General features: G+C 61.5%; 13 protein-coding genes. 9 read left to right on the forward strand and 4 right to left on the reverse strand.

The genetic code is table 11. The features are described 5' to 3' along the window. Positions 1 to 45 precede the first annotated feature (45 nt). A complete protein-coding gene (locus AABM52_RS21275) occupies positions 46 to 390 on the reverse strand; it encodes a YggL family protein (RefSeq protein ID WP_007971486.1) in 345 nt (114 codons plus the stop codon). 234 nt (positions 391 to 624) lie between these two features. Between AABM52_RS21275 and dacB the strand changes: the two genes are divergently transcribed. Further along, the gene (dacB, locus tag AABM52_RS21280) at positions 625 to 2,085 is read left to right on the forward strand and encodes a D-alanyl-D-alanine carboxypeptidase/D-alanyl-D-alanine-endopeptidase (protein ID WP_347907751.1); all 1,461 of its coding nucleotides are present in this window, start codon (positions 625 to 627) and stop codon (positions 2,083 to 2,085) included. Positions 2,086 to 2,223: 138 nt separating this feature from the next. Here dacB and AABM52_RS21285 read toward each other — a convergent pair whose 3' ends face one another. Further along, positions 2,224 to 4,623: a diguanylate cyclase gene (locus AABM52_RS21285; RefSeq protein ID WP_347907752.1), complete on the reverse strand. Its 2,400-nt coding sequence runs from the start codon at positions 4,621 to 4,623 to the stop codon at positions 2,224 to 2,226. Between the two features lie 143 nt (positions 4,624 to 4,766). Continuing rightward, a complete protein-coding gene (gene rlmKL / locus AABM52_RS21290; protein ID WP_347907753.1) occupies positions 4,767 to 7,037 on the reverse strand; it encodes a bifunctional 23S rRNA (guanine(2069)-N(7))-methyltransferase RlmK/23S rRNA (guanine(2445)-N(2))-methyltransferase RlmL in 2,271 nt (756 codons plus the stop codon). A 530-nt stretch (positions 7,038 to 7,567) separates the two neighbouring features. Here rlmKL and AABM52_RS21295 point away from each other — a divergent pair. Further along, positions 7,568 to 7,783, forward strand: coding sequence for a ribosome modulation factor (locus tag AABM52_RS21295; RefSeq protein ID WP_003223300.1), 216 nt, complete (start codon positions 7,568 to 7,570; stop codon positions 7,781 to 7,783). A 146-nt stretch (positions 7,784 to 7,929) separates the two neighbouring features. Here the strand turns inward: AABM52_RS21295 and AABM52_RS21300 are convergent, their stop codons facing one another. Continuing rightward, positions 7,930 to 8,949 carry a quinone-dependent dihydroorotate dehydrogenase gene (locus tag AABM52_RS21300; protein WP_347907754.1) on the reverse strand — a complete coding sequence of 340 codons (1,020 nt, stop codon included), beginning with the start codon at positions 8,947 to 8,949 and terminating at the stop codon, positions 7,930 to 7,932. A 228-nt stretch (positions 8,950 to 9,177) separates the two neighbouring features. On the opposite strand from AABM52_RS21300, the gene AABM52_RS21305 reads away from it, so the two are divergent. The 7 genes from AABM52_RS21305 to AABM52_RS21335 all read left to right on the forward strand — a co-directional run bounded on the left by AABM52_RS21305 (position 9,178) and on the right by AABM52_RS21335 (position 19,961). Next, on the forward strand, positions 9,178 to 10,389 hold the full coding sequence (locus tag AABM52_RS21305) for a CmpA/NrtA family ABC transporter substrate-binding protein (RefSeq protein ID WP_347907755.1): 1,212 nt from the start codon (positions 9,178 to 9,180) through the stop codon (positions 10,387 to 10,389). A 15-nt stretch (positions 10,390 to 10,404) separates the two neighbouring features. Continuing rightward, entirely contained in the window at positions 10,405 to 10,980 is a 576-nt protein-coding gene (locus AABM52_RS21310) for an ANTAR domain-containing response regulator (RefSeq protein WP_008048624.1), read from the forward strand. Positions 10,981 to 11,298: 318 nt separating this feature from the next. Then, positions 11,299 to 12,510 (forward strand): nitrate/nitrite transporter, encoded by a 1,212-nt coding sequence (locus AABM52_RS21315; RefSeq protein ID WP_347907756.1) that lies wholly within the window; start codon positions 11,299 to 11,301, stop codon positions 12,508 to 12,510. Between the two features lie 7 nt (positions 12,511 to 12,517). Beyond that, on the forward strand, positions 12,518 to 14,185 hold the full coding sequence (locus AABM52_RS21320; RefSeq protein WP_347907757.1) for a bifunctional protein-serine/threonine kinase/phosphatase: 1,668 nt from the start codon (positions 12,518 to 12,520) through the stop codon (positions 14,183 to 14,185). A gap of 291 nt (positions 14,186 to 14,476) precedes the next feature. Beyond that, positions 14,477 to 16,930 (forward strand): nitrite reductase large subunit NirB, encoded by a 2,454-nt coding sequence (gene nirB / locus AABM52_RS21325; protein WP_347907758.1) that lies wholly within the window; start codon positions 14,477 to 14,479, stop codon positions 16,928 to 16,930. Then, a complete protein-coding gene (gene nirD / locus AABM52_RS21330; RefSeq protein WP_046042889.1) occupies positions 16,927 to 17,244 on the forward strand; it encodes a nitrite reductase small subunit NirD in 318 nt (105 codons plus the stop codon). The genes nirB and nirD overlap by 4 nt, the downstream gene beginning before the upstream one ends. After that, on the forward strand, positions 17,244 to 19,961 hold the full coding sequence (locus AABM52_RS21335; RefSeq protein ID WP_347907759.1) for a molybdopterin-dependent oxidoreductase: 2,718 nt from the start codon (positions 17,244 to 17,246) through the stop codon (positions 19,959 to 19,961). The genes nirD and AABM52_RS21335 overlap by 1 nt, the downstream gene beginning before the upstream one ends. The last annotated feature ends 10 nt before the right edge of the window (positions 19,962 to 19,971 follow it).

Consider the following 19,971-nt stretch of genomic DNA (forward strand, 5'->3'; position numbering starts at 1 on the left):
GGCATAAAAAAACGGCGACCCTTGGGTCGCCGTTTTTTTAGAACATCAAGCTACCGGATTGATCGGCTTTTCCGGGTACCAGACGTCCAGCAGCGGGCTGACTTCAACGCTGGTCAGCTCGGTGCGGCCTTTGAGCCAGGCTTCAACGGCAGCGCGTTGTTCAGCGCTGACCGAGCCACGCTTCTGCAGGCAAACCAGACCGTAGTCGTCGCCGCCAACATAACCCAGACCGTTGGCTTCCATGGCTTCTTTGAGGAACGCGTCGAGGAAAGCATCAATGGCTTCATCAGCCAAATCTTCTTTGAAATCCAGGTTCAGTTCGAAACCCAGCTCTTGAAATTCATCGACGCACAGTTTTTTGCGCAGACGCTGGGAACGGTTAGTCGCCATTGGAACAATCCTCTTAAGTAATAACGGGCGGCACTTTAGCAGTTTAAGCCGCCGATTGCCTGACTCTCTGGGCCACCACGCCTACCGCCGGTAAAAAAATAGCAAATCAGACAGCCCTCGCACGGCACAAGCGGTGACACCTTGGGGCATAATGCCGACACTTTCATGACCATTGAGGGAATTTATCTCCATGCCCTCGTCTTTTTTCCCCTCGACTGCAGGGTTCTATTTCAGATGATCAAATCTTTGCGTCCACTGCTGTTGGCCGGTTTTCTTCTCCCCCTGGCCCTTCCCGTTTGCGCCGCTCCCATCAATACCGCGTTGTCGCCCAACGTTGAAAAAGCCCTGAAAGCCAGCAAGTTGCAGGACAACGCCCTGTCGCTGGTGATGATCCCGCTCACCGGCCCCGGCACCCCGACGGTGTTCAACGCCGACGTGTCGGTCAACCCGGCGTCGACCATGAAACTGGTCACCACCTACGCGGCGCTGGAAATGCTCGGTCCGAACCACCAGTGGAAAACCGAGTTCTATACCGACGGCACCTTGAGTGGCGGCATTCTCAACGGCAACCTCTACCTCAAGGGTGGCGGCGATCCGAAACTGAACATGGAAAAACTCTGGCTGCTGATGCGCGACCTGCGTGCCAACGGCGTGACCCAGGTCACCGGCGACCTGGTGCTGGATAAAACCTTCTTCGTGCAACCGCAACTGCCCGAGTTCAATGACGACGGCAACGACGAGAACAAACCGTTCCTGGTCAAGCCCGACTCGCTGCTGGTCAACCTCAAGGCGCTGCGCTTCGTCGCGCGCAATGACTCGGGCAAGGTGCTGGTCTCGGTGGAGCCGCCGATTGCGAGCATCCGCATCGACAACCAGGTCAAGGCCCTCAATTCCAAGCAATGCACCGGTGGCGTGCGCTACAACCCGGTGGCACAGGCCGACGGCAGCGTGACCGTGACGGTCGGCGGCCAACTGGGTGAAGGCTGCAGTTCGCAGACTTACCTGTCGCTGCTCGACCACGCTACCTACACCGCCGGCGCCGTCCGCGCGATCTGGAAGGAGCTGGGCGGCAGCATTCAGGGCAAGGATGTGCTGGCGCCTACACCGAAAGACGCCAAGGTCCTGGCCCGGGCGTTCTCGCCGGACCTGGCGGAAATCATCCGCGACATCAACAAGTACAGTAACAACACAATGGCCCAGCAGTTGTTCCTGAGTCTCGGCCAACGCTTCCGCACCGATGCCGATGGTGACGACGCCAAGGCCGCGCAGCGTGTGGTGCGCCAGTGGCTGGCGAAAAAGGGCATCACCGCGCCGCACCTGGTGATGGAGAACGGCTCCGGCCTGTCCCGTGCCGAGCGCGTCAGCGCCCGGGAAATGGCCTCGATGCTCGAAGCGGCCTGGCACAGCCCGTATTCCGCCGAATACATCAGTTCGATGCCGATTGCCGGCACCGACGGCACCATGCGCAAACGCCTGAAGACCACTGCGATGCGCGGTGAAGCCCACGTCAAGACCGGCACCCTGAACACTGTGCGGGCGATTGCCGGCTTCAGTCGCGACGTCAACGGCAACACCTGGGTGGTGGTGGCGATCCTCAACGACAAGGCTCCGTTCGGCGCCTCGTCGGTGCTCGATCAGGTGCTGCTGGACCTGTACCGTCAACCGAAACTGCCGCAGACGGCTTCGGTGTTGTAACCGGACCTAAAGAACACAGTAGATCCCTTGTGGGAGTGAGCCTGCTCGCGATAGCGTCAGCCCAGTCAATACTGATGGTGACCGACACTCCGCTTTCGCGAGCAGGCTCGCTCCCACAGGGTCAGCGTACAACCCGGGTTAATTCATCTCCCCCTCAACCCTATCCCTTCCCGCCTGCTTCGCCGCATAGACCCCCGAATCCGCGCGCAACAGCAAGGCATCGACGCCCTCCCCGACCCGCCAACCGGCAACCCCGAAACTGGCGGTGACCGTACCGACGCCTTCAATGGGTGAGCTGCGCAAGCCTTGCCACAATTGCTGGGCCAACACATAGGCATGTTCGCCGCTGACATCCGGGCACAGCACCATGAACTCCTCTCCGCCCAGGCGGCAGAACACATCGGTGCGACGCAGCCGGTGGCCGATCCGCTCGCACACCGCCTGCAACACCCGATCACCGATGGCATGGCCATGCAGGTCATTGATGCGCTTGAAATGGTCGATATCGAGCATGATCACCGACAGATCCCCACCACCACGCTCCACCCGGGCCATTTCGGTGGTCAGGCGTTCCTGGAAATGGCGGCGGTTGTGGATACCGGTCAGGGAATCGGTGACAGACAACGCGCGCAACTCCTCTTCCACCCGCTTCATATCGGAAATGTCCGAGATGTAGCCATGCCAGAGTACACCGCCACCGGGCAGTTCCTCCGGCGTGGCCTCGCCACGCACCCAACGCAGACCCCGTTGCGGCAATTGCACGCGGTACTCCTCGCGCCAGGGACTGAGGGTGTCGGCCGAGGCGCGGATCGAGGCGCGGACACGGGTGGTGTCCTGGGGGTGAATCCGGGTGAAGATCGCTTCGGCATTGTGCAGCAGCACATCAGGTTCCAGCTCGTAGATCTCGCGAATGCCGTCGCTCGCATAGATCACGCTGAAACGCCCGTCGAACTCCATCTTGAACTGGTAGATGCCGCCGGGCACGTGGGCACTGAGTTTCTTCAACAACAGGTCCCGCGCCGCGAGTGCCTCATGGACCCGCTTGCGTTCGGTGATGTCGATGCACACCGCCAGGTGCCCGACCCACAGGCCTTGCTCGTCGAGCACCGGCGTGGCGAGCATGTTGACCATCAAATGGCTGCCATCGCCACGTACCAGCGTCCACTCCCGCGCCTCGTGGTCGCCCTCCGCGTCGCCTTCGACCAGCATCGCCTGGCAGGTCGGCACCGGTTTGCCATAGCGTGCGCTCAACTCTGCCGAGCGAGCGACCAGCTCCCGGGGCAGGTGCAGATTCTCCAGGGTCATGTGCCCCACCACCTCGGCGCTGGAATAGCCAAGCATCTGCTCGGCACCGGCGTTGAAGGTGCTGATGACGCCGCGCAGGTCGGTGGCGATGATCGCGACCTGGGTGGCGGCATTCAGCACGCCACGCAACTGGCCATGGGTGCCGCGCAGCTCCTGCTCTCGATCGCGCAACTCCTGAGTGCGTTGCTCGACCAGCTTCAACGCCCGCTGCCGCTGACTGACCAACACATACAGCAAGGCACTGAGCATCACGCTGAGCAATCCACCCAACACCACCACACTGGTCACGGAGGAATGGTTGGCCTTCACGAACGCGTCGCTGGGCTGGATATCGACTTGATAGTCATGGTCGGCCATACGCAACAGGCGTGTAGCGGACAGCTCGCTGATGGCCGGCGGGTTGGGTGACTCGAACAGCACTTCGTGCTGGTCTTCGATCGACAAATCGAGGATGCGCACCGAGAGATAGTCATGGCTGGCGTCCGGCAGTCCGTCCGCCAGCAACTGGCGCATGCTGATCACAGCCATGACATAACCGTAGGGCTTCGCGGCTTTGAGGTCCTGACTGTTGCGCTGCGTGACCGGCGCGACCAGCAGCACGCCGCGCGCATAAGCCGGTTCGATACTCACCAGATGCATCGGTTGCGACACCGCCATGCCGCCATGCTGATCGGCCCGATCGAGCGTGGCACGCCGCAGCGGCTGGGCCAGCAAGTCGTAACCGAGGGGAGCACCGAGTCTGCTTTGAGTCTGGCTATACAGCACCGCCACGTACTCATCTCGCTCGCCGGCCAGTTGCAATTGGCCGTCGGCGTTGAGTTCTCTCAGGGTAAAACTGCTCAAGCCTTCGTCACGCACTCGCTGCTCGAACGCCGCCCGCTCGTCACGGGTGACCCGCTGGGCGTAGGAATACGCCTGGGTTCGCAGCAGCAAAGGTCGGGTGTAGCCGTCGAATTCCGCTCGGGACACCGAATCGGAATTGGCGAAAAACCGGCGCAGGCCGTCGAGGCGCTGCTCCTGATCTTCGAAACGCTCTTCGATACGGCTGTAACGTTCACTGGCCAGCAGTTGGAAACGTTGCCGCAATTGATGGTGAAACAGATTCAGCGTCGACCACGCCAGCAACCCGGTGAGCACCCCGCCGATCAGCAATACCAGCAGCGCGACCAACCAGGCCGAGGCATCTTCGCTGATAAAACCCAGGATCTTGGGGCGCACGGCGTGCAACGACATAGAACGCAACTCAAAACGCCAGGTGCGGGAAAGCCCTTTGGCCGTGAGTTGAGTTATAGCTATTAGCCACTAATTTGACCAGCACTGATGGGACCCAAGAGCCTTTGAAAATCAAGGCTCTGTGGATCCAGTCACATCAAGTGTCAACGAGCCGTGATTTTCCAGGCGCGATGGATCTTGGCGTTGCGGGAAAAATCCGGATCGATGGTCTGGGCAGTGATCTCCTCGACTGCATAACGCTCGCCGAGATTGGCTTCCAGTTCGAACTTGCGGAAGTTGTTGGAGAAGTACAACACGCCGCCGGGTGCCAACCGCGCCATGGCCAGATCGATCAGTTGCACCTGGTCGCGCTGCACGTCGAAGACACCTTCCATGCGCTTGGAGTTGGAGAACGTCGGCGGGTCGATGAAGATCAGGTCGTACTCGTCACGACTGGCTTCGAGCCACGCCATCACATCACCCTGCTCCAGGCGGTTCTTGTCGGAGAAACCGTTCAGCGACAGGTTGCGACGCGCCCAGTCCAGATAGGTTTTCGACAGGTCGACACTGGTGGTGCTGCGCGCGCCGCCCTTGGCCGCATGCACACTGGCCGTCGCGGTGTAGCAGTACAGATTGAGGAAGCGTTTGCCGACCGCCTCTTTCTGGATACGCATGCGCATCGGCCGATGGTCGAGGAACAGACCGGTGTCGAGGTAGTCGGTGAGGTTCACCAGCAGCTTGATCCCGCCTTCATTGACCTCGACGAACTTGCCCTGGGCCGCCTGGCGCTCGTACTGCTTGGTGCCGCTCTGACGCTCGCGACGCTTGACCACCACACGGCTCTTGTCGATGTTCAACGCCTGCGGGATGGCTGCCAGGGCATCGAACATGCGCCCCGAGGCCTTTTCCGGGTCGATGGATTTCGGCGCGGCGTATTCCTGGACGTGGACCCAATCGTGATACAGGTCGATGGCCATGGAGTATTCCGGCATGTCGGCATCGTACACGCGGTAGCAGTCGATGCCTTCACGCTTGACCCACTTGCCCATGGCCTTGAGGTTCTTTTGCAGGCGGTTGGCGAACATCTGCCCGCCTTCGCTCAGGCGCGGCTGCTCGATCACCGGAGCCGGTGCCGGCGTCGGTTTGATCGGGTTGCCGTTTTTGTTGAACTTGCGCTCTTGCGGTTCGTTCGGCGCCTGATCGTAGGCGGCTTGCTCGCGCTCGACCTGGCGCTGTTCCGGAGTACGACGCTCGCCGGTGACGAACTGGTCCGGCAGCACCTTGATCAGCAACAGCTTGCACGGCAAGGCGCCGTTCCAGAACGAATACTGCTTGTGGCTGCGAATGCCCATGCGCTTGCCCAGGTCCGGCGCACCGGTGAACACCGCCGCTTCCCAGTTCAGGCAGGCCTGACGCAGGCGCTCGCCGAGGTTCTGGTAGAGGTAGAGCAGGCTCGCCTCATCGCCCAGACGCTCGCCGTACGGAGGGTTGCAGATCACCAGGCCTTTCTGGTTCTGGTCCGGGCGCGGCTCGAAAGTCGCGACTTCGCCCTGGTAGATCTTGATCCACTCGCTCAGGCCGGCACGCTCGACGTTATTGCGACCCGGTTGAATCAGTCGCGGATCGGCTTCGTAGCCGCGGATCCACAACGGTGTCTTGGCCAGGCCGGCAGCGGCGCGTTCGGACGCTTCTTCGTGCAGCTTTTTCCACAGCGCCGGGACGTGACCGAGCCAGGCGGTGAAGCCCCACTGCTCGCGACGCAGGTTCGGCGCGATGTCGGCGGCGATCATCGCCGCTTCCACCAGGAAGGTGCCGACACCGCACATCGGGTCGGCCAGTGCGCCGCCTTCGGCCGCGATACGTGGCCAGCCGGAACGGATCAGGATGGCGGCCGCGAGGTTTTCCTTGAGCGGCGCCGCACCTTGCTGCAGGCGATAGCCGCGCTGGTGCAGGCTGTGGCCCGACAGGTCCAGGGAAAGAATGGCTTCGCCACGGTCCAGGCGCAGGTGAATGCGCAGGTCCGGGTTGAGCTTGTCGATGGACGGACGGTCGCCTTGCGGGGTGCGCAGTTTGTCGACGATGGCGTCCTTGACCTTAAGCGCGCCGAAGTGGGTGTTGTCGATACCCGAGCCATGGCCGCTGAATTCGACGGCCAGGGTGCCGTCATTGAGCATGTGGTCTTGCCACTCGATGTCCAGCACGCCGTGGTACAGGTCTTCGGCGTCCTTCATCGGGAAACGCTTGAGCACCAGCAGCACGCGGTTGGCCAGGCGCGACCACAGGCACAGGCGATAAGCGGTTTCCATGGTGGCCATGCCGCGCACGGCAGAGGTGTGCTCGCGCGCTTCCTCAAGGCCAAGCCCGACGGCTTCCTCGATGAGCAGGCCTTCAAGGCCTTTTGGGCAAGTGAGGAAGAGTTCGAAATGATCGGACATGGGAATTCCAGAACCTTTAGCTGAGTGACCGGGCAACGCATTGCCGGTCCGGTTTTCAATCAGGCGCTTTTCTTGAAGAGCGCCCGCGTGGCACGAAGGTGTGCCGTTCCACCCCTGCTGCCCGGGTTAAGTGAGCTTAGATGCAAGGACAGATAAAAAAGTTGATGCAACAAAATGTCATAAGTCGACCCTTCGTCGAATAGTGCTTCCCGGCAACGGGAGCCATTCTCAGTAAAGGATTAAGCCCATCATCCAGCGCAGAGCCGATCATACCGGGGTTTGGCCAATAAATACGCTACAAACGCTCTGTTACTTATGGCGTTAGCACATGAATGGTTACGTCCTTATGACAAAACGATCATTCCCTCGATGTGACGCATTGGTTAGAACTCAATACAGGTTGGCGCCGCAATGACGCCAACACCTTGGCTCGTCACGCCGGCAACGAGCCACCAACGGCAGAGTTTTTCTGCCAGACCTCAATAGAGGTCGACGCGATAAATACAGTCAACAAGTGAGGGCAACACCCTATGAGAAGACTTAAGCGTGATCCGTTGGAAAGAGCATTTTTGCGCGGATATCAATATGGCGTTGGTGGTAAATCCCGTGAGCTTTGCCCATTTACTCTACCGTCGGTACGTCAAGCCTGGATCAACGGCTGGCGAGAAGGACGCGGCGACAACTGGGACGGTATGACCGGCACTGCGGGAATCCACAGACTCAACGAACTTCACGCCGTCGGCTAATTACAGGGCACAACACTCCGACACGACAATCTGACTTTGTACTGAATTAACCACGCACGTCCCATCCGGACGGCGGGCTCCGGCCCAGGGGCTCCTTTATGGAGCCCTTTTTTATGCCTGTCCCATACACCATTACCTACATGGGGTCAGCGTAGCGCTGCGATTGCGTCTACCGACTCACGAATCAGCGCAGGGCCTTTGTAGATGAAGCCGGAGTAGATCTGCACCAGGCTCGCGCCCGCAGCGATTTTCTCAGCCGCGTGCTTGCCTTCGGTAATGCCGCCGGCAGCGATGATCGGCAGGCGACCAGCCAGCTCCGACGCCAGCACTTGCACCGTGTGGGTGCTCTTGTCGCGAACCGGCGCGCCGGACAGACCGCCGGCTTCTTCGCCGTGCTCCATGCCTTCGACGCCTACGCGGCTCAGGGTGGTGTTGGTGGCGATGACCGCATCCATCCCGGTTTCGATCAGCGCTTGCGCAACTTGTGCGGTTTCTTCGTCGCTCATGTCCGGTGCGATCTTGATCGCCAGCGGTACATGCTTGCCATGACGCAATGCCAGTTCCGCGCGGCGTTCGGCCAGATCGGCCAGCAACTGCTTGAGCGAGTCACCGAATTGCAGGCTGCGCAGGCCCGGCGTGTTCGGCGAACTGACATTGACCGTCACATAGCTGGCGTGGGCGTAGACCTTGTCCAGGCAGATCAGGTAGTCGTCCACGGCACGCTCGACCGGCGTATCGAAATTCTTGCCGATGTTGATGCCCAGCACGCCTTTGTACTTGGCCGCCGCCACGCGGGCCAGCAGGTGATCGACGCCGAGGTTGTTGAAACCCATGCGGTTGATGATCGCCTCGGCTTCCGGCAAGCGGAACAGGCGTGGCTTCGGGTTGCCCGGCTGTGGACGCGGCGTGATGGTGCCGATTTCGACAAAACCGAAACCCAGTTGGGCGAAACCATCGATGGCCGCGCCGTTCTTGTCCAGGCCGGCGGCCAGCCCCACCGGATTCGGGAAGTCCAGGCCCATGACATTCACCGGCAGCTTCGCCGGGGCCTTGCACAACAAGCCGTTGAGCCCAAGACGCCCGCCCGCGCCGATCAGGTCCAGGGACAGATCGTGGGAGGTTTCCGGGGAGAGTTTGAACAACAGCTGACGGGCCAGGGTGTACATGGGCGGATTTGACTCGATTGGCGGCGAATTGAGGTGGCGATTATAGCCGGGCAACGGGGCGGCAAGCGAGGCGCGTGATCAAATCAACGGTTAATGGCATATGCCTTGCACCACTCTGGGTACCAGCACCCATGCCAACGACGGAATGGGTGCAAAGACAATGGCGTCGTCCCCGGCCTGCTCATGCAAGCACTCGGGACGACGTTTTTTTTGCAAGGTGAACACGCGATGAACGAACCGTCAGCCGGCCCTCTGGCCTGGGTCAATGGCAGCGATGCCCCGGAAAAAACCGAAATCAATCTCGGCTTCATGGCCTTGAGCGACTGTGCCTCGGTGGTTGTCGCCGCCACCCAGGGCTTCGCCCAGCCCCACGGCTTGACCCTGAACCTCAAGCGGCAATCGTCCTGGGCCAACCTGCGGGACAAACTGGTCAGCGGCGAACTCGATGCCGCCCACAGCCTCTACGGCCTGGTTTACGCCGTTCACCTGGGCATCGGTGGCGTGGCCGCGACCGACATGGCCGTGCTGATGGGCCTGAATCAGAACGGCCAGAGCATCAACCTGTCCCGCGGCTTGCAGGCGCTTGGAGTGACCAGTCCTGAAGCACTGGATCGGCACGTGCACCAAACTCGCTCAAAACTCACCTTCGCCCAGACGTTTCCCACCGGCACCCACGCCATGTGGCTGTATTACTGGCTCGCCAGCCAGGGCATTCACCCGCTGCTGGATGTCGACAGCGTGGTGGTGCCGCCACCGCAGATGGTCGCGCACCTGCGGGCCGGTCGAATCGACGGCTTCTGCGTCGGTGAACCCTGGTCCGCCAGCGCCGTGCAACAGGACCTCGGTTTCACCCTGGCCACGACTCAGACCATCTGGCCCGATCATCCGGAAAAGGTCCTCGGCTGCACCCGTGCGTTCGTCGAGCAATACCCCAATACCGCCCGGGTGTTGGTGATGGCGGTTCTGGAAGCCAGCCGCTTCATCGAAGAAAGCACCGAGAATCGCCGCAGTACCGCACAATTGCTCAGTGCCGTGCAGTACCTTGACGCACCACTGGACTGCATCGAACCACGCCTGCTGGGCGAATACGCCGACGGCCTTGGCCACCGCTGGCAAGACCCGCACGCGCTGCGCTTGCACGGGAATGGCGAGGTCAACCTGCCGTACCTGTCCGACGGCATGTGGTTCATGACCCAGTTCCGCCGCTGGGGCTTGTTGCGCGAAGATCCGGACTATCTCGCGGTGGCCCGGCAGGTCCAGCAACTGGACCTCTACCGTGAAGCCGCCCGTGCCGTCGGCGTCGCTTCATCAGCCGAGGAAATGCGTAGCAGTCAGTTGATCGACGGCAAGATCTGGGACGGCTCGGACCCGGCCGGTTATGCCCGCAGTTTCAAACTGCACGCCATGAGCGACAGCTCGCATCGATCCGCCAGCCGCTGACAGGAGACCACGAACATGCTGCGTATCCTGCTGATCAACGACACCGCCAAGAAAGTCGGACGCCTGAAGGCCGCCCTGACCGAGGCCGGATTCGAAGTGATCGATGAATCCGGCCTGACCATCGACTTGCCCGAACGCGTCGAAACGGTGCGTCCGGATGTGATTCTGATCGATACCGAGTCACCGGGCCGCGATGTCATGGAACAAGTGGTGCTGGTGACTCGCGACCAGCCACGACCGATTGTGATGTTCACGGACGAACACGACCCCGACGTGATGCGCCAGGCGATCAAGTCCGGGGTCAGCGCCTACATCGTCGAAGGCATTCACGCACAACGCCTGCAGCCGATTCTCGACGTGGCCATGGCACGCTTCGAAAGCGACCAGGCCTTGCGTGCCCAGTTGCATGCCCGCGACCAGCAATTGGCCGAGCGCAAGCGCATCGAACTGGCCAAGGGGCTGCTGATGAAAATGAAGGACTGCAACGAGGAGGAGGCCTACACGCTGATGCGCCGCCAGGCGATGAGCCGCCAGCAGAAGCTGATTCAAGTGGCGGAACAGATTATTGCCATGAGTGAATTATTGGGTTGAACAACAAAAGATCGCAGCCTTCGGCAGCTCCTACAGGGGAATGTGTGCACCCCGTAGGAGCTGCCGAAGGCTGCGATCTTTTTGCTTTACACAAATTTCCGATATGGCACAGATCTCGCTTAGTAATCACCACAGGTAACCAACGGCGGTTGCCCCACCTACGACAAAGACGTCGCTCACCTCATTTGCCCTTGGCGGATCGGGTGGCGGCGTTTTTTCGTTTTGGCCCCACAGCACGGGGCCGGTGGTGCGGCCGTATCGGCGCCCCACCTGCAAGCTCATGACTCCTTTCGAGACTCTTCACAGCTGAGGTGCGCAATGAATTCAAGCTTCTGGAAATCCGGCCATACACCCACATTGTTCGCAGCCTTCCTCTATTTCGACCTGAGTTTCATGGTCTGGTACCTGCTCGGACCTCTGGCGGTACAGATCGCCGCCGACCTGCACCTGACGACGCAGCAACGGGGGCTGGTGGTCGCCACGCCGATTCTGGCCGGGGCGGTGTTGCGCTTCGCGATGGGGATGCTGGCTGATCGCCTGTCGCCAAAAACCGCCGGCCTGATCGGCCAGGTCATCGTGATCTGCGCCCTGTTCGGTGCCTGGAAACTCGGGATCCACAGCTACGAGCAAGCCTTGCTGCTGGGGCTGTTCCTCGGCATGGCCGGCGCTTCGTTCGCCGTCGCCCTGCCCCTGGCCTCGCAGTGGTATCCACCACAGCATCAAGGCAAGGCCATGGGCATCGCCGGCGCGGGGAACTCAGGCACAGTGCTCGCCGCATTGATCGCCCCGGTGCTGGCGGCGGCATTTGGCTGGAGCAACGTGTTCGGGTTTGCCTTGATTCCGTTGATCCTGACCCTGATCGTCTTCGCCTGGCTGGCCCGCAATGCCCCCGAGCGGCCAAAGGCCAAATCCATGGCCGACTACTTCAAGGCCCTGGGTGATCGTGACAGCTGGTGGTTCATGTTTTTCTACAGCGTGACGTTCGGCGGTTTCATCGGCCTGGCCAGCGCCCTGCCCGGTTACTTCAACGACCAGTACGGCCTGAGTCCGGTGACTGCCGGCTACTACACCGCTGCATGCGTGTTCGGCGGCAGTCTGATGCGCCCCCTGGGTGGCGCACTGGCTGACCGCTTCGGCGGCATTCGGACCCTGCTGGCGATGTACACCGTCGCGGCGACCTGCATTGCCGTGGTTGGCTTCAACCTGCCGAGTTCCTACGCCGCACTGGCGCTTTTCGTCTGCACCATGCTTGGCCTGGGTGCAGGTAATGGCGCAGTGTTCCAGTTGGTGCCCCAGCGTTTTCGCCGGGAAATCGGCGTGATGACCGGCCTGATTGGCATGGCTGGCGGCATCGGTGGGTTTGCCCTCGCGGCCGGCATGGGCGCGATCAAGCAAAGCACCGGCAGCTATCAACTGGCCCTGTGGTTGTTCGCCAGCCTCGGCGTTCTGGCCTGGTTCGGTCTGCACGGCGTAAAACGTCGCTGGAGAACCACCTGGGGTTCGGCCGCCGTGACGGCTGCGCGGGTCTGACGCCGCGATGAGCCTGCAACTGAGTTTCGCCGAAGCCAGCGCCATCGGTCCCCGCGAGGAAAACCAGGATGCCCTGCGCCTGGTCACGCCGGCCCCGGCGCTGGCGGCGAGCAAAGGTTATCTGTTCGCCATCGCCGACGGTGTCAGCCAGTGCGCCGATGGCGGCCTGGCTGCCCGCTCGACGTTGCAGGCCCTGGCGCTGGATTACTACGCCACGCCGGAAACCTGGGGCGTCGCGCAGGCACTCGATCGCCTGTTGCTGGCGCAGAACCGCTGGTTGCAGGCCAATGGCGGCGGACAACCGCTGCTGACCACCCTCAGTGCGCTGGTCCTGCGTGGCCGGCGTTTTACCCTGGCCCATGTCGGCGATTGCCGGGTGTATCGCTGGCACGCCGACCAATTGCAGCGAATCAGCGAGGATCACGTCTGGGACCAGCCGGGCATGCAGCATGTGCTGAAACGGGCACTGGGGCTCGATCAACACCTGGTGCTGGATTTTCTCGACGGTGAACTGCGCCCCGATGAAAGCTTCGTCCTGCTCAGCGACGGCGTCTGGGCCGTCCTGGGCGATACCGCGATTGCCGCGATCCTTCGCGATCAACCGGACCTGCACAGCGCTGCGCAAACCCTGGTCAATGCCGCACACCTGGCGGGCAGCCAGGACAACGCCAGCGCCTTGCTGGTGCGGGTCGATGCCCTCGGTGAAGCGAGCATTGGCGATGCGTTGATGCACTTGCAGCAATGGCCACTGCCGCCAGCCCTCAAACCGGGTCAGGCGTTCGAGGGCTGGCAGGTCGAGGGCATCGTCGCACAGAGCCAGCAATCGCTGCTTTATCGCGTTCGCGACAGCCAGCAACAACCCTGGCTGCTGAAAACCCTGCCGGGGCGCCTGCACGACGATCACCAGGCCGGGCAAGCGTTACTGTCGGAAGAGTGGTTTCTCAAACGCATGGCAGGGCGACATTTTCCTGAAGTCCATGCTGTCAGTCAGCGTCAGCATTTGTACTACGTGATGCGTGAATATTCGGGCGCTACCCTGGCCCAACGGCATGAGCAAAGTGGACCCTTGCCGCTGCCCCAGTGGCAAGACATCGCCGAGCGCCTGCTGCGAGCGGTAGGCCTGTTGCATCGACGGCAGATCCTGCACCGCGATATCAAACCGGAAAACCTGTTGCTGGGGGACGATGGCGAGTTGCGCCTGCTGGATTTCGGCCTCGCCTACTGCCCCGGGCTTTCGCAAGACCTGCCCTGGGCGCTGCCGGGCACACCCAGCTACATCGCCCCCGAAGCCTTTCGCGGCGATGTACCGACGCCACGGCAGGACTTGTACGCCGTCGGTGTGACCCTGTATTTCCTCCTCACCGGGCACTATCCCTATGGCGAAATCGAAGCGTTCCAGCGCCCGAGGTTTGGTCTCCCGGTCAACGCCAGCCGCTACCGGCCCGACCTGCCGGACTGGATCGCCCATAGCCTGGAGCGCGCCGTGGCAGCGGCCCCCGACCAGCGTTTCGAAACGGCGGAAGAATGGCTGCTGCTGATCGAACAGGGCGAACGGCGCAGCTTGAGTGTGCGCCCCAAGCCGTTGCTGGAGCGCGAGCCATTGAAAGTCTGGCGGACCTTGGCGCTGGTTTCGTTGCTGCTCAACCTTGTGCTGCTGGTGGTTGCGCTCCATTAGCGGGCAACGCGCTTTGAATCGGTGCATTCCCTCACGGTTCTGCCCTTGCGAACGGGATAAAAGCCAACAAACAAGGGACCTGAGCGACTTGGCACAACCGCTGCATTACCTCTTGCAACAGACATAAAGCGCGGGCTTCAACGACGAAGGCTGCACTTCCCGAGAGAACGGGACCAGGACAAAGGCGTCCTCGCTAGGCAACTAGCGGGACGCCTTTTTTTGTTTGCACAAAATTTGTCGAGCATGGCCTGAACCCTGATGAGGCCGGCCTGAGCTCCCCCGGAGAACCTGATGAAAAAATTAAAACTGGTGATGATCGGCAACGGCATGGCCGGGGTCCGGACCCTGGAGGAGCTGCTCAAGCTGAGCACAGAGCTGTACGACATCACGGTCTTCGGTGCCGAACCCCACACCAACTACAACCGCATCCTGTTGTCGCCGGTGCTGGCGGGCGAACAAACCTTCGAAGAGATCGTGCTCAACGACCTGGACTGGTACCTGGAAAACAACATCAAGCTGCTGCTCAACCGCAAAGTGGTGGAGATCGACCGGGTCAAGCGCCGGGTCATTGCCGAAGACGGCAGCGAAGCCGAATACGATCGCCTGCTGATCGCCACCGGCTCGACGCCCTTCATCCTGCCCATTCCCGGCAACACCCTTGAGGGCGTGATCGGCTACCGCGACATCGCCGACACCCAGGCCATGATCGACACCGCGAAAACCCATCGGCACGCCGTGGTGATCGGGGGTGGCCTGCTCGGCCTGGAGGCCGCCAACGGCCTGATGCTGCGGGGCATGCACGTCACCGTGGTGCATATCGGCGAGTGGTTGCTGGAACGGCAACTGGACAAGACCAGCGGCCAGCTACTGCAAACCGCCCTGGAGTCTCGCGGCCTGCACTTTCGCCTGAGCGAGCAGACCCAGGCCTTGCACGACGCGGGCAACGGCCGGGTCGGTTCGGTGCAATTCAAGAACGGCGACATCATCCCCGCTGACCTGGTAGTGATGGCCGCCGGCATTCGCCCTAATACCGCACTGGCGGAGAAATCCGGTCTTCCGTGCAGCCGCGGGATTCTGGTCAACGACACAATGCAGACCTACGACCCACGGATCTATGCCATCGGCGAGTGCGCCAGCCATCGCGGCATTGCCTATGGCTTGGTGGCGCCGCTGTTCGAACAGGCCAAAGTCTGCGCCAACCACCTCGCCCAACTGGGCTTTGCCACCTACAAGGGCTCGGTGACCTCGACCAAGCTGAAGGTCACCGGCATCGACCTGTTTTCCGCTGGCGACTTCATGGGCGGCGAAGGTACCGAGACCATCACCCTCTCGGACCCGATTGGCGGGGTCTACAAGAAACTGGTGATCAAGGATGACGTGCTGGTCGGCGCCTGCCTGTACGGCGATACGGCGGACGGCGGCTGGTATTTCCGGCAGATCCGTGAGAATCACGCCATCGGCGAGATCCGCGATCATCTGATGTTCGGCGAAGGCGCCCTCGGAGACGTAGGACACCAAGGCCAGGACAAAGCCATGAGCATGGCCGACACCGCCGAAGTCTGCGGCTGCAACGGTGTGTGCAAGGGCACCATCGTCAAGGCCATTCAGGAACACGGGCTGTTCAGTGTCGACGACGTCAAGAAACACACCAAGGCTGCCAGCTCCTGCGGCTCCTGCGCCGGGCTCGTCGAACAGATCCTGATCAACACCGTGGGCGGCGCGGCGGACGTCAAACCGAAAAGCGAAAAGGCCATCTGCGGCTGCAGCGACCTCAATCACGGGCAGATCCGCCAAGCCATCCGCGAGCAGCACCTGCTGACCATCGCCGGCACCATGAGCTACCTGAACTGGCGCACACCCAACGGCTGCGCCACCTGCCGCCCGGCGCTCAACTACTACTTGATTTCCACCTGGCCAGGGGAAGCCAAGGACGATCCGCAATCGCGCCTGATCAACGAACGCGCCCACGCCAACATTCAGAAAGACGGCACCTACTCTGTAGTCCCGCGGATGTGGGGCGGCGTGACCAATCCTTCAGAGCTGCGGCGCATTGCCGACGTCGCCGACAAGTACAACGTGCCGATGGTCAAGGTCACCGGTGGCCAGCGCATCGACTTACTGGGCATTCGCAAGCAAGACCTGCCGGGGGTGTGGAAAGACCTGGACATGCCGTCCGGCCATGCCTACGGCAAATCTATCCGCACGGTGAAAACCTGCGTCGGCAGCGAGTTCTGCCGCTTTGGCACCCAGAATTCCACACAACTTGGCATTGAACTGGAACATGACCTGTTCAACATGTGGTCGCCGCACAAGGTGAAGCTGGCTGTCTCCGGTTGCCCGCGCAACTGCTCGGAAGCCGGTATCAAGGATGTGGGAATTATCGGTGTGGACTCCGGCTGGGAGATGTACATCGGTGGCAACGGCGGGATCAAGACCGAAGTCGCAGAATTCTTCGTCAAACTGAAAACCGCCGAAGAAGTGCGCGAATACAACGGTGCGTTCCTGCAGCTCTATCGCGAAGAAGCCTTCTACCTCGAACGCACCGTGCACTACCTGCAACGGGTCGGCATGGAACACATCAAGAAAGCCGTGCTGGAAGATCCGGAGCGGCGCAAGGCCCTCAACGATCGCCTGCAATTCTCCCTGTCGTTCGAACAGGACCCGTGGAAGGAGCGCCTGGAACAGCCACAGCTGAAAAAAGAATTCGACGTCATCCCCGTGAAAAACCTGGAGGTGCTGGCATGAACTGGCTGGATATCTGCGCACTGGAAGAAATCAACGCCCTGGGCTCGCGGATCATCGCCGGGCCAAAGGGAGACATCGCGATTTTTCGTACCAGCGACGACGAAGTGTTCGCCCTTGACGACCGTTGCCCGCACAAGGGCGGCCCGTTGTCCCAAGGCCTGGTCTACGGCAAGCGGGTTGCCTGCCCGTTGCACAACTGGCAAATCGACCTGGAAAGCGGTGAAGCCCTGGCCCCGGACATCGGCTGTGCCCATCACCATCTCGCCCGGGTGGAAAATGGCCGGGTGATGCTGGCCCTGCGGGATGCAGGCTGATGGACCGCCAGATCACTGCATCCACCTGCTGTTACTGCGGGGTCGGCTGCGGCGTGCTGATCGAGCACGACGGCTCGCGCATCCTCGGCGTCAGCGGCGACCCGGCGCACCCGGCCAATTTCGGCAAACTGTGCAGCAAGGGCTCGACCCTGCACTTGACCGGCGACTTGACGGCGCGGGCGCTGTACCCCGAACTGCGCCTCGGAAAAGGCCTGGCCCGTCACCGCACCGATTGGGATACCGCCCTCGATCACGCCACCAGCGTATTTGCCGCGACCATTGCCGAACATGGCCCGGACAGCGTGGCGTTCTACATTTCCGGGCAACTGTTGACCGAGGACTACTACGCCTTCAACAAGCTGGCACGTGCCCTGGTAGGTACCAACAACATCGACAGCAATTCGCGCCTGTGCATGTCCTCGGCGGTGGTCGGCTACAAGCGCAGCCTGGGTGCCGACGCCCCGCCCTGCAGCTACGAAGACCTGGAGCTGAGCGATTGCGTGATGATCGTTGGCAGTAACATGGCCTACGCCCACCCGGTGCTGTTTCGCCGGCTGGAAGCCGCCAAATCCCGCCGGCCGCAAATGAAGGTCATCGTCATTGACCCACGTCGTACAGATACCTGCGATCTGGCAGACCTGCACCTGGCGATCTTGCCTGGCACCGACGTCGCCCTGTTCCATGGGATTTTGCATCTGCTGTTGTGGGAAGACTGGATCGATCGTGACTTCATCCGGGACCACACCGAAGGCCTGGCCGAGCTGAAAAACCTGGTGCGTGACTACACGCCCCAAATGGTTTCGCAGCTTTGCGGAATCAGCCTCGGGCAATTGCAGCAATGTGCCGAGTGGATCGGCACATCACCGAGCTTTCTGTCGCTGTGGTGCATGGGGCTTAACCAGTCCACTGCCGGCAGCGCGAAAAACAGTGCACTGATCAATCTGCACTTGGCCACCGGGCAGATCGGTCGTCCCGGTGCCGGACCTTTCTCCCTCACCGGTCAGCCAAATGCCATGGGAGGAAGGGAAACCGGCAGCTTGTCCAACCTGCTGCCCGGCCACCGTGACGCCGCCAATCCACAACACCGTGAGCAAGTGGCGTCCTACTGGGGCGTCGAGCAACTGCCGGAAAATCCCGGGCTCACCGCAATCGAGCTGTTCGAGCAAGTGCGCAACGGCAAGATCAAGGCGCTGTGGATCGCCTGTACCAACCCCGCGCAATCCATGCCGGACCAGACGGCCGTGCGCGCAGCCTTGCAAGCCTGCCCATTCGTGGTGCTGCAGGAAGCCTTCAGCACCACTGAAACCGCGAAGTTCGCCGACCTTCTGCTGCCCGCCGCCAGTTGGGGAGAAAAGGAAGGTTGCGTGACCAACTCCGAGCGGCGAATTTCCCATGTACGCCAGGCAGTCGTCGCACCCGGGGAGGCGCGGCCGGACTGGGCAATCACCGTAGATTTCGCACAACGCCTGGAAAAACACCTGCGTCCCGGTCAAACCAGCCTGTTTGAATTTGAAAATCCCGCTCAGGTCTTTGACGAATACAAACAACTGACTCAAGGTCGCGACCTGGATCTGTCCGGTATCAGCCATGCACTGATCGATCGTCTCGGCCCGCAGCAGTGGCCCTTCCCTGCAGGTGCCGTTGAAGGTACGGCCCGGCTGTACGTAGACGGGATATTTGCCACTGCCAATGGGCGCGCACAGTTTGTGGCCGATCCGTATCGCGCTGCCAAAGAGCAACGGGATGCACGCTTCCCGCTGACCCTGATCACCGGTCGCCTGCGCGATCAATGGCACGGCATGAGCCGCACCGGCACCGCCGCGCAACTGTTCGGCCATGTCAGCGAAGCGGAGTTGAGCCTGCACCCGGACGAACTGCGTCGCCATCGTCTGCAGCCGGGGGATCTGGTCAGCCTGAAAAGCCGGCGCGGCGCAGTCGTCGTCGCGGTTGCCAGCGATGACAGCGTGCGCCCGGGCCAGGCCTTTTTGCCGATGCATTGGGGCGACCGTTTTCTCAAGGGAGGGGTGAACAGCCTCACCCTGCCCGCCTTCGATCCTTTGTCGAAACAGCCCGAACTTAAACACAGCGGCGTTCGCCTGGATCCGGTGGATTTGCCCTGGAAACTGTTCGCACTGATCGAGGGCGATGTTCAACGACATTTTGAGACGCTACGACCGCTCTGTGAGGCGTTTTCCTACGTCAGCCTCAGCCTGGTTGGTCGTGAGCGCCCTGCCCTGCTTGTACGGGCTGCCAATACTTCAGCACCTTCGGCAGAGCTGCTAAGCGAAATCGATAAAAACCTGGCGCTCGATGACGGCCCGGTGCTGGCTTACGACGACCCTCGACGGGCCATTGGCAAACGCGTGCGGATCGAAAATGGCCGGATCACTGCCATTCGACTGGCCGGCGAAACCCTTGCCCAACACTGGTTGCAGGGGCTGTGGCTCGAAGGTCGCGCGGACCAGCAACTGCGGCGCTGGCTGCTGGCGCCGCTGAGCGCACCACCGGGCAATCTCGACGCGCCCGTCAACGCGAACAAGATCCTGTGCAATTGCAAGAACGTTGGCCAGAACGCGATCTGCGCCGGCATCAGCCGTGGCTTGGATTTGCAGGGACTCAAGCAAGAACTGGGTTGCGGCACGCAATGCGGGTCCTGCGTTCCGGAAATCAAACGCCTGCTGGCTGCCACGGCGCAACCAATCACCGTCTTCTCGTGAGGAAAACACT

Source organism: Pseudomonas grandcourensis, assembly GCF_039909015.1.
Lineage (GTDB): Bacteria > Pseudomonadota > Gammaproteobacteria > Pseudomonadales > Pseudomonadaceae > Aquipseudomonas > Aquipseudomonas grandcourensis.

What these genes read in the sequence shown, in the direction of transcription:
- AABM52_RS21275 (WP_007971486.1), bottom strand. Translation starts at nt 390, where the DNA reads ATGGCGACTAACCGTTCCCAGCGTCTGCGCAAAAAACTGTGCGTCGAT.
- dacB (WP_347907751.1), top strand. Translation starts at nt 625, where the DNA reads ATGATCAAATCTTTGCGTCCACTGCTGTTGGCCGGTTTTCTTCTCCCC.
- AABM52_RS21285 (WP_347907752.1), bottom strand. Translation starts at nt 4,623, where the DNA reads ATGTCGTTGCACGCCGTGCGCCCCAAGATCCTGGGTTTTATCAGCGAA.
- rlmKL (WP_347907753.1), bottom strand. Translation starts at nt 7,037, where the DNA reads ATGTCCGATCATTTCGAACTCTTCCTCACTTGCCCAAAAGGCCTTGAA.
- AABM52_RS21295 (WP_003223300.1), top strand. Translation starts at nt 7,568, where the DNA reads ATGAGAAGACTTAAGCGTGATCCGTTGGAAAGAGCATTTTTGCGCGGA.
- AABM52_RS21300 (WP_347907754.1), bottom strand. Translation starts at nt 8,949, where the DNA reads ATGTACACCCTGGCCCGTCAGCTGTTGTTCAAACTCTCCCCGGAAACC.
- AABM52_RS21305 (WP_347907755.1), top strand. Translation starts at nt 9,178, where the DNA reads ATGAACGAACCGTCAGCCGGCCCTCTGGCCTGGGTCAATGGCAGCGAT.
- AABM52_RS21310 (WP_008048624.1), top strand. Translation starts at nt 10,405, where the DNA reads ATGCTGCGTATCCTGCTGATCAACGACACCGCCAAGAAAGTCGGACGC.
- AABM52_RS21315 (WP_347907756.1), top strand. Translation starts at nt 11,299, where the DNA reads ATGAATTCAAGCTTCTGGAAATCCGGCCATACACCCACATTGTTCGCA.
- AABM52_RS21320 (WP_347907757.1), top strand. Translation starts at nt 12,518, where the DNA reads ATGAGCCTGCAACTGAGTTTCGCCGAAGCCAGCGCCATCGGTCCCCGC.
- nirB (WP_347907758.1), top strand. Translation starts at nt 14,477, where the DNA reads ATGAAAAAATTAAAACTGGTGATGATCGGCAACGGCATGGCCGGGGTC.
- nirD (WP_046042889.1), top strand. Translation starts at nt 16,927, where the DNA reads ATGAACTGGCTGGATATCTGCGCACTGGAAGAAATCAACGCCCTGGGC.
- AABM52_RS21335 (WP_347907759.1), top strand. Translation starts at nt 17,244, where the DNA reads ATGGACCGCCAGATCACTGCATCCACCTGCTGTTACTGCGGGGTCGGC.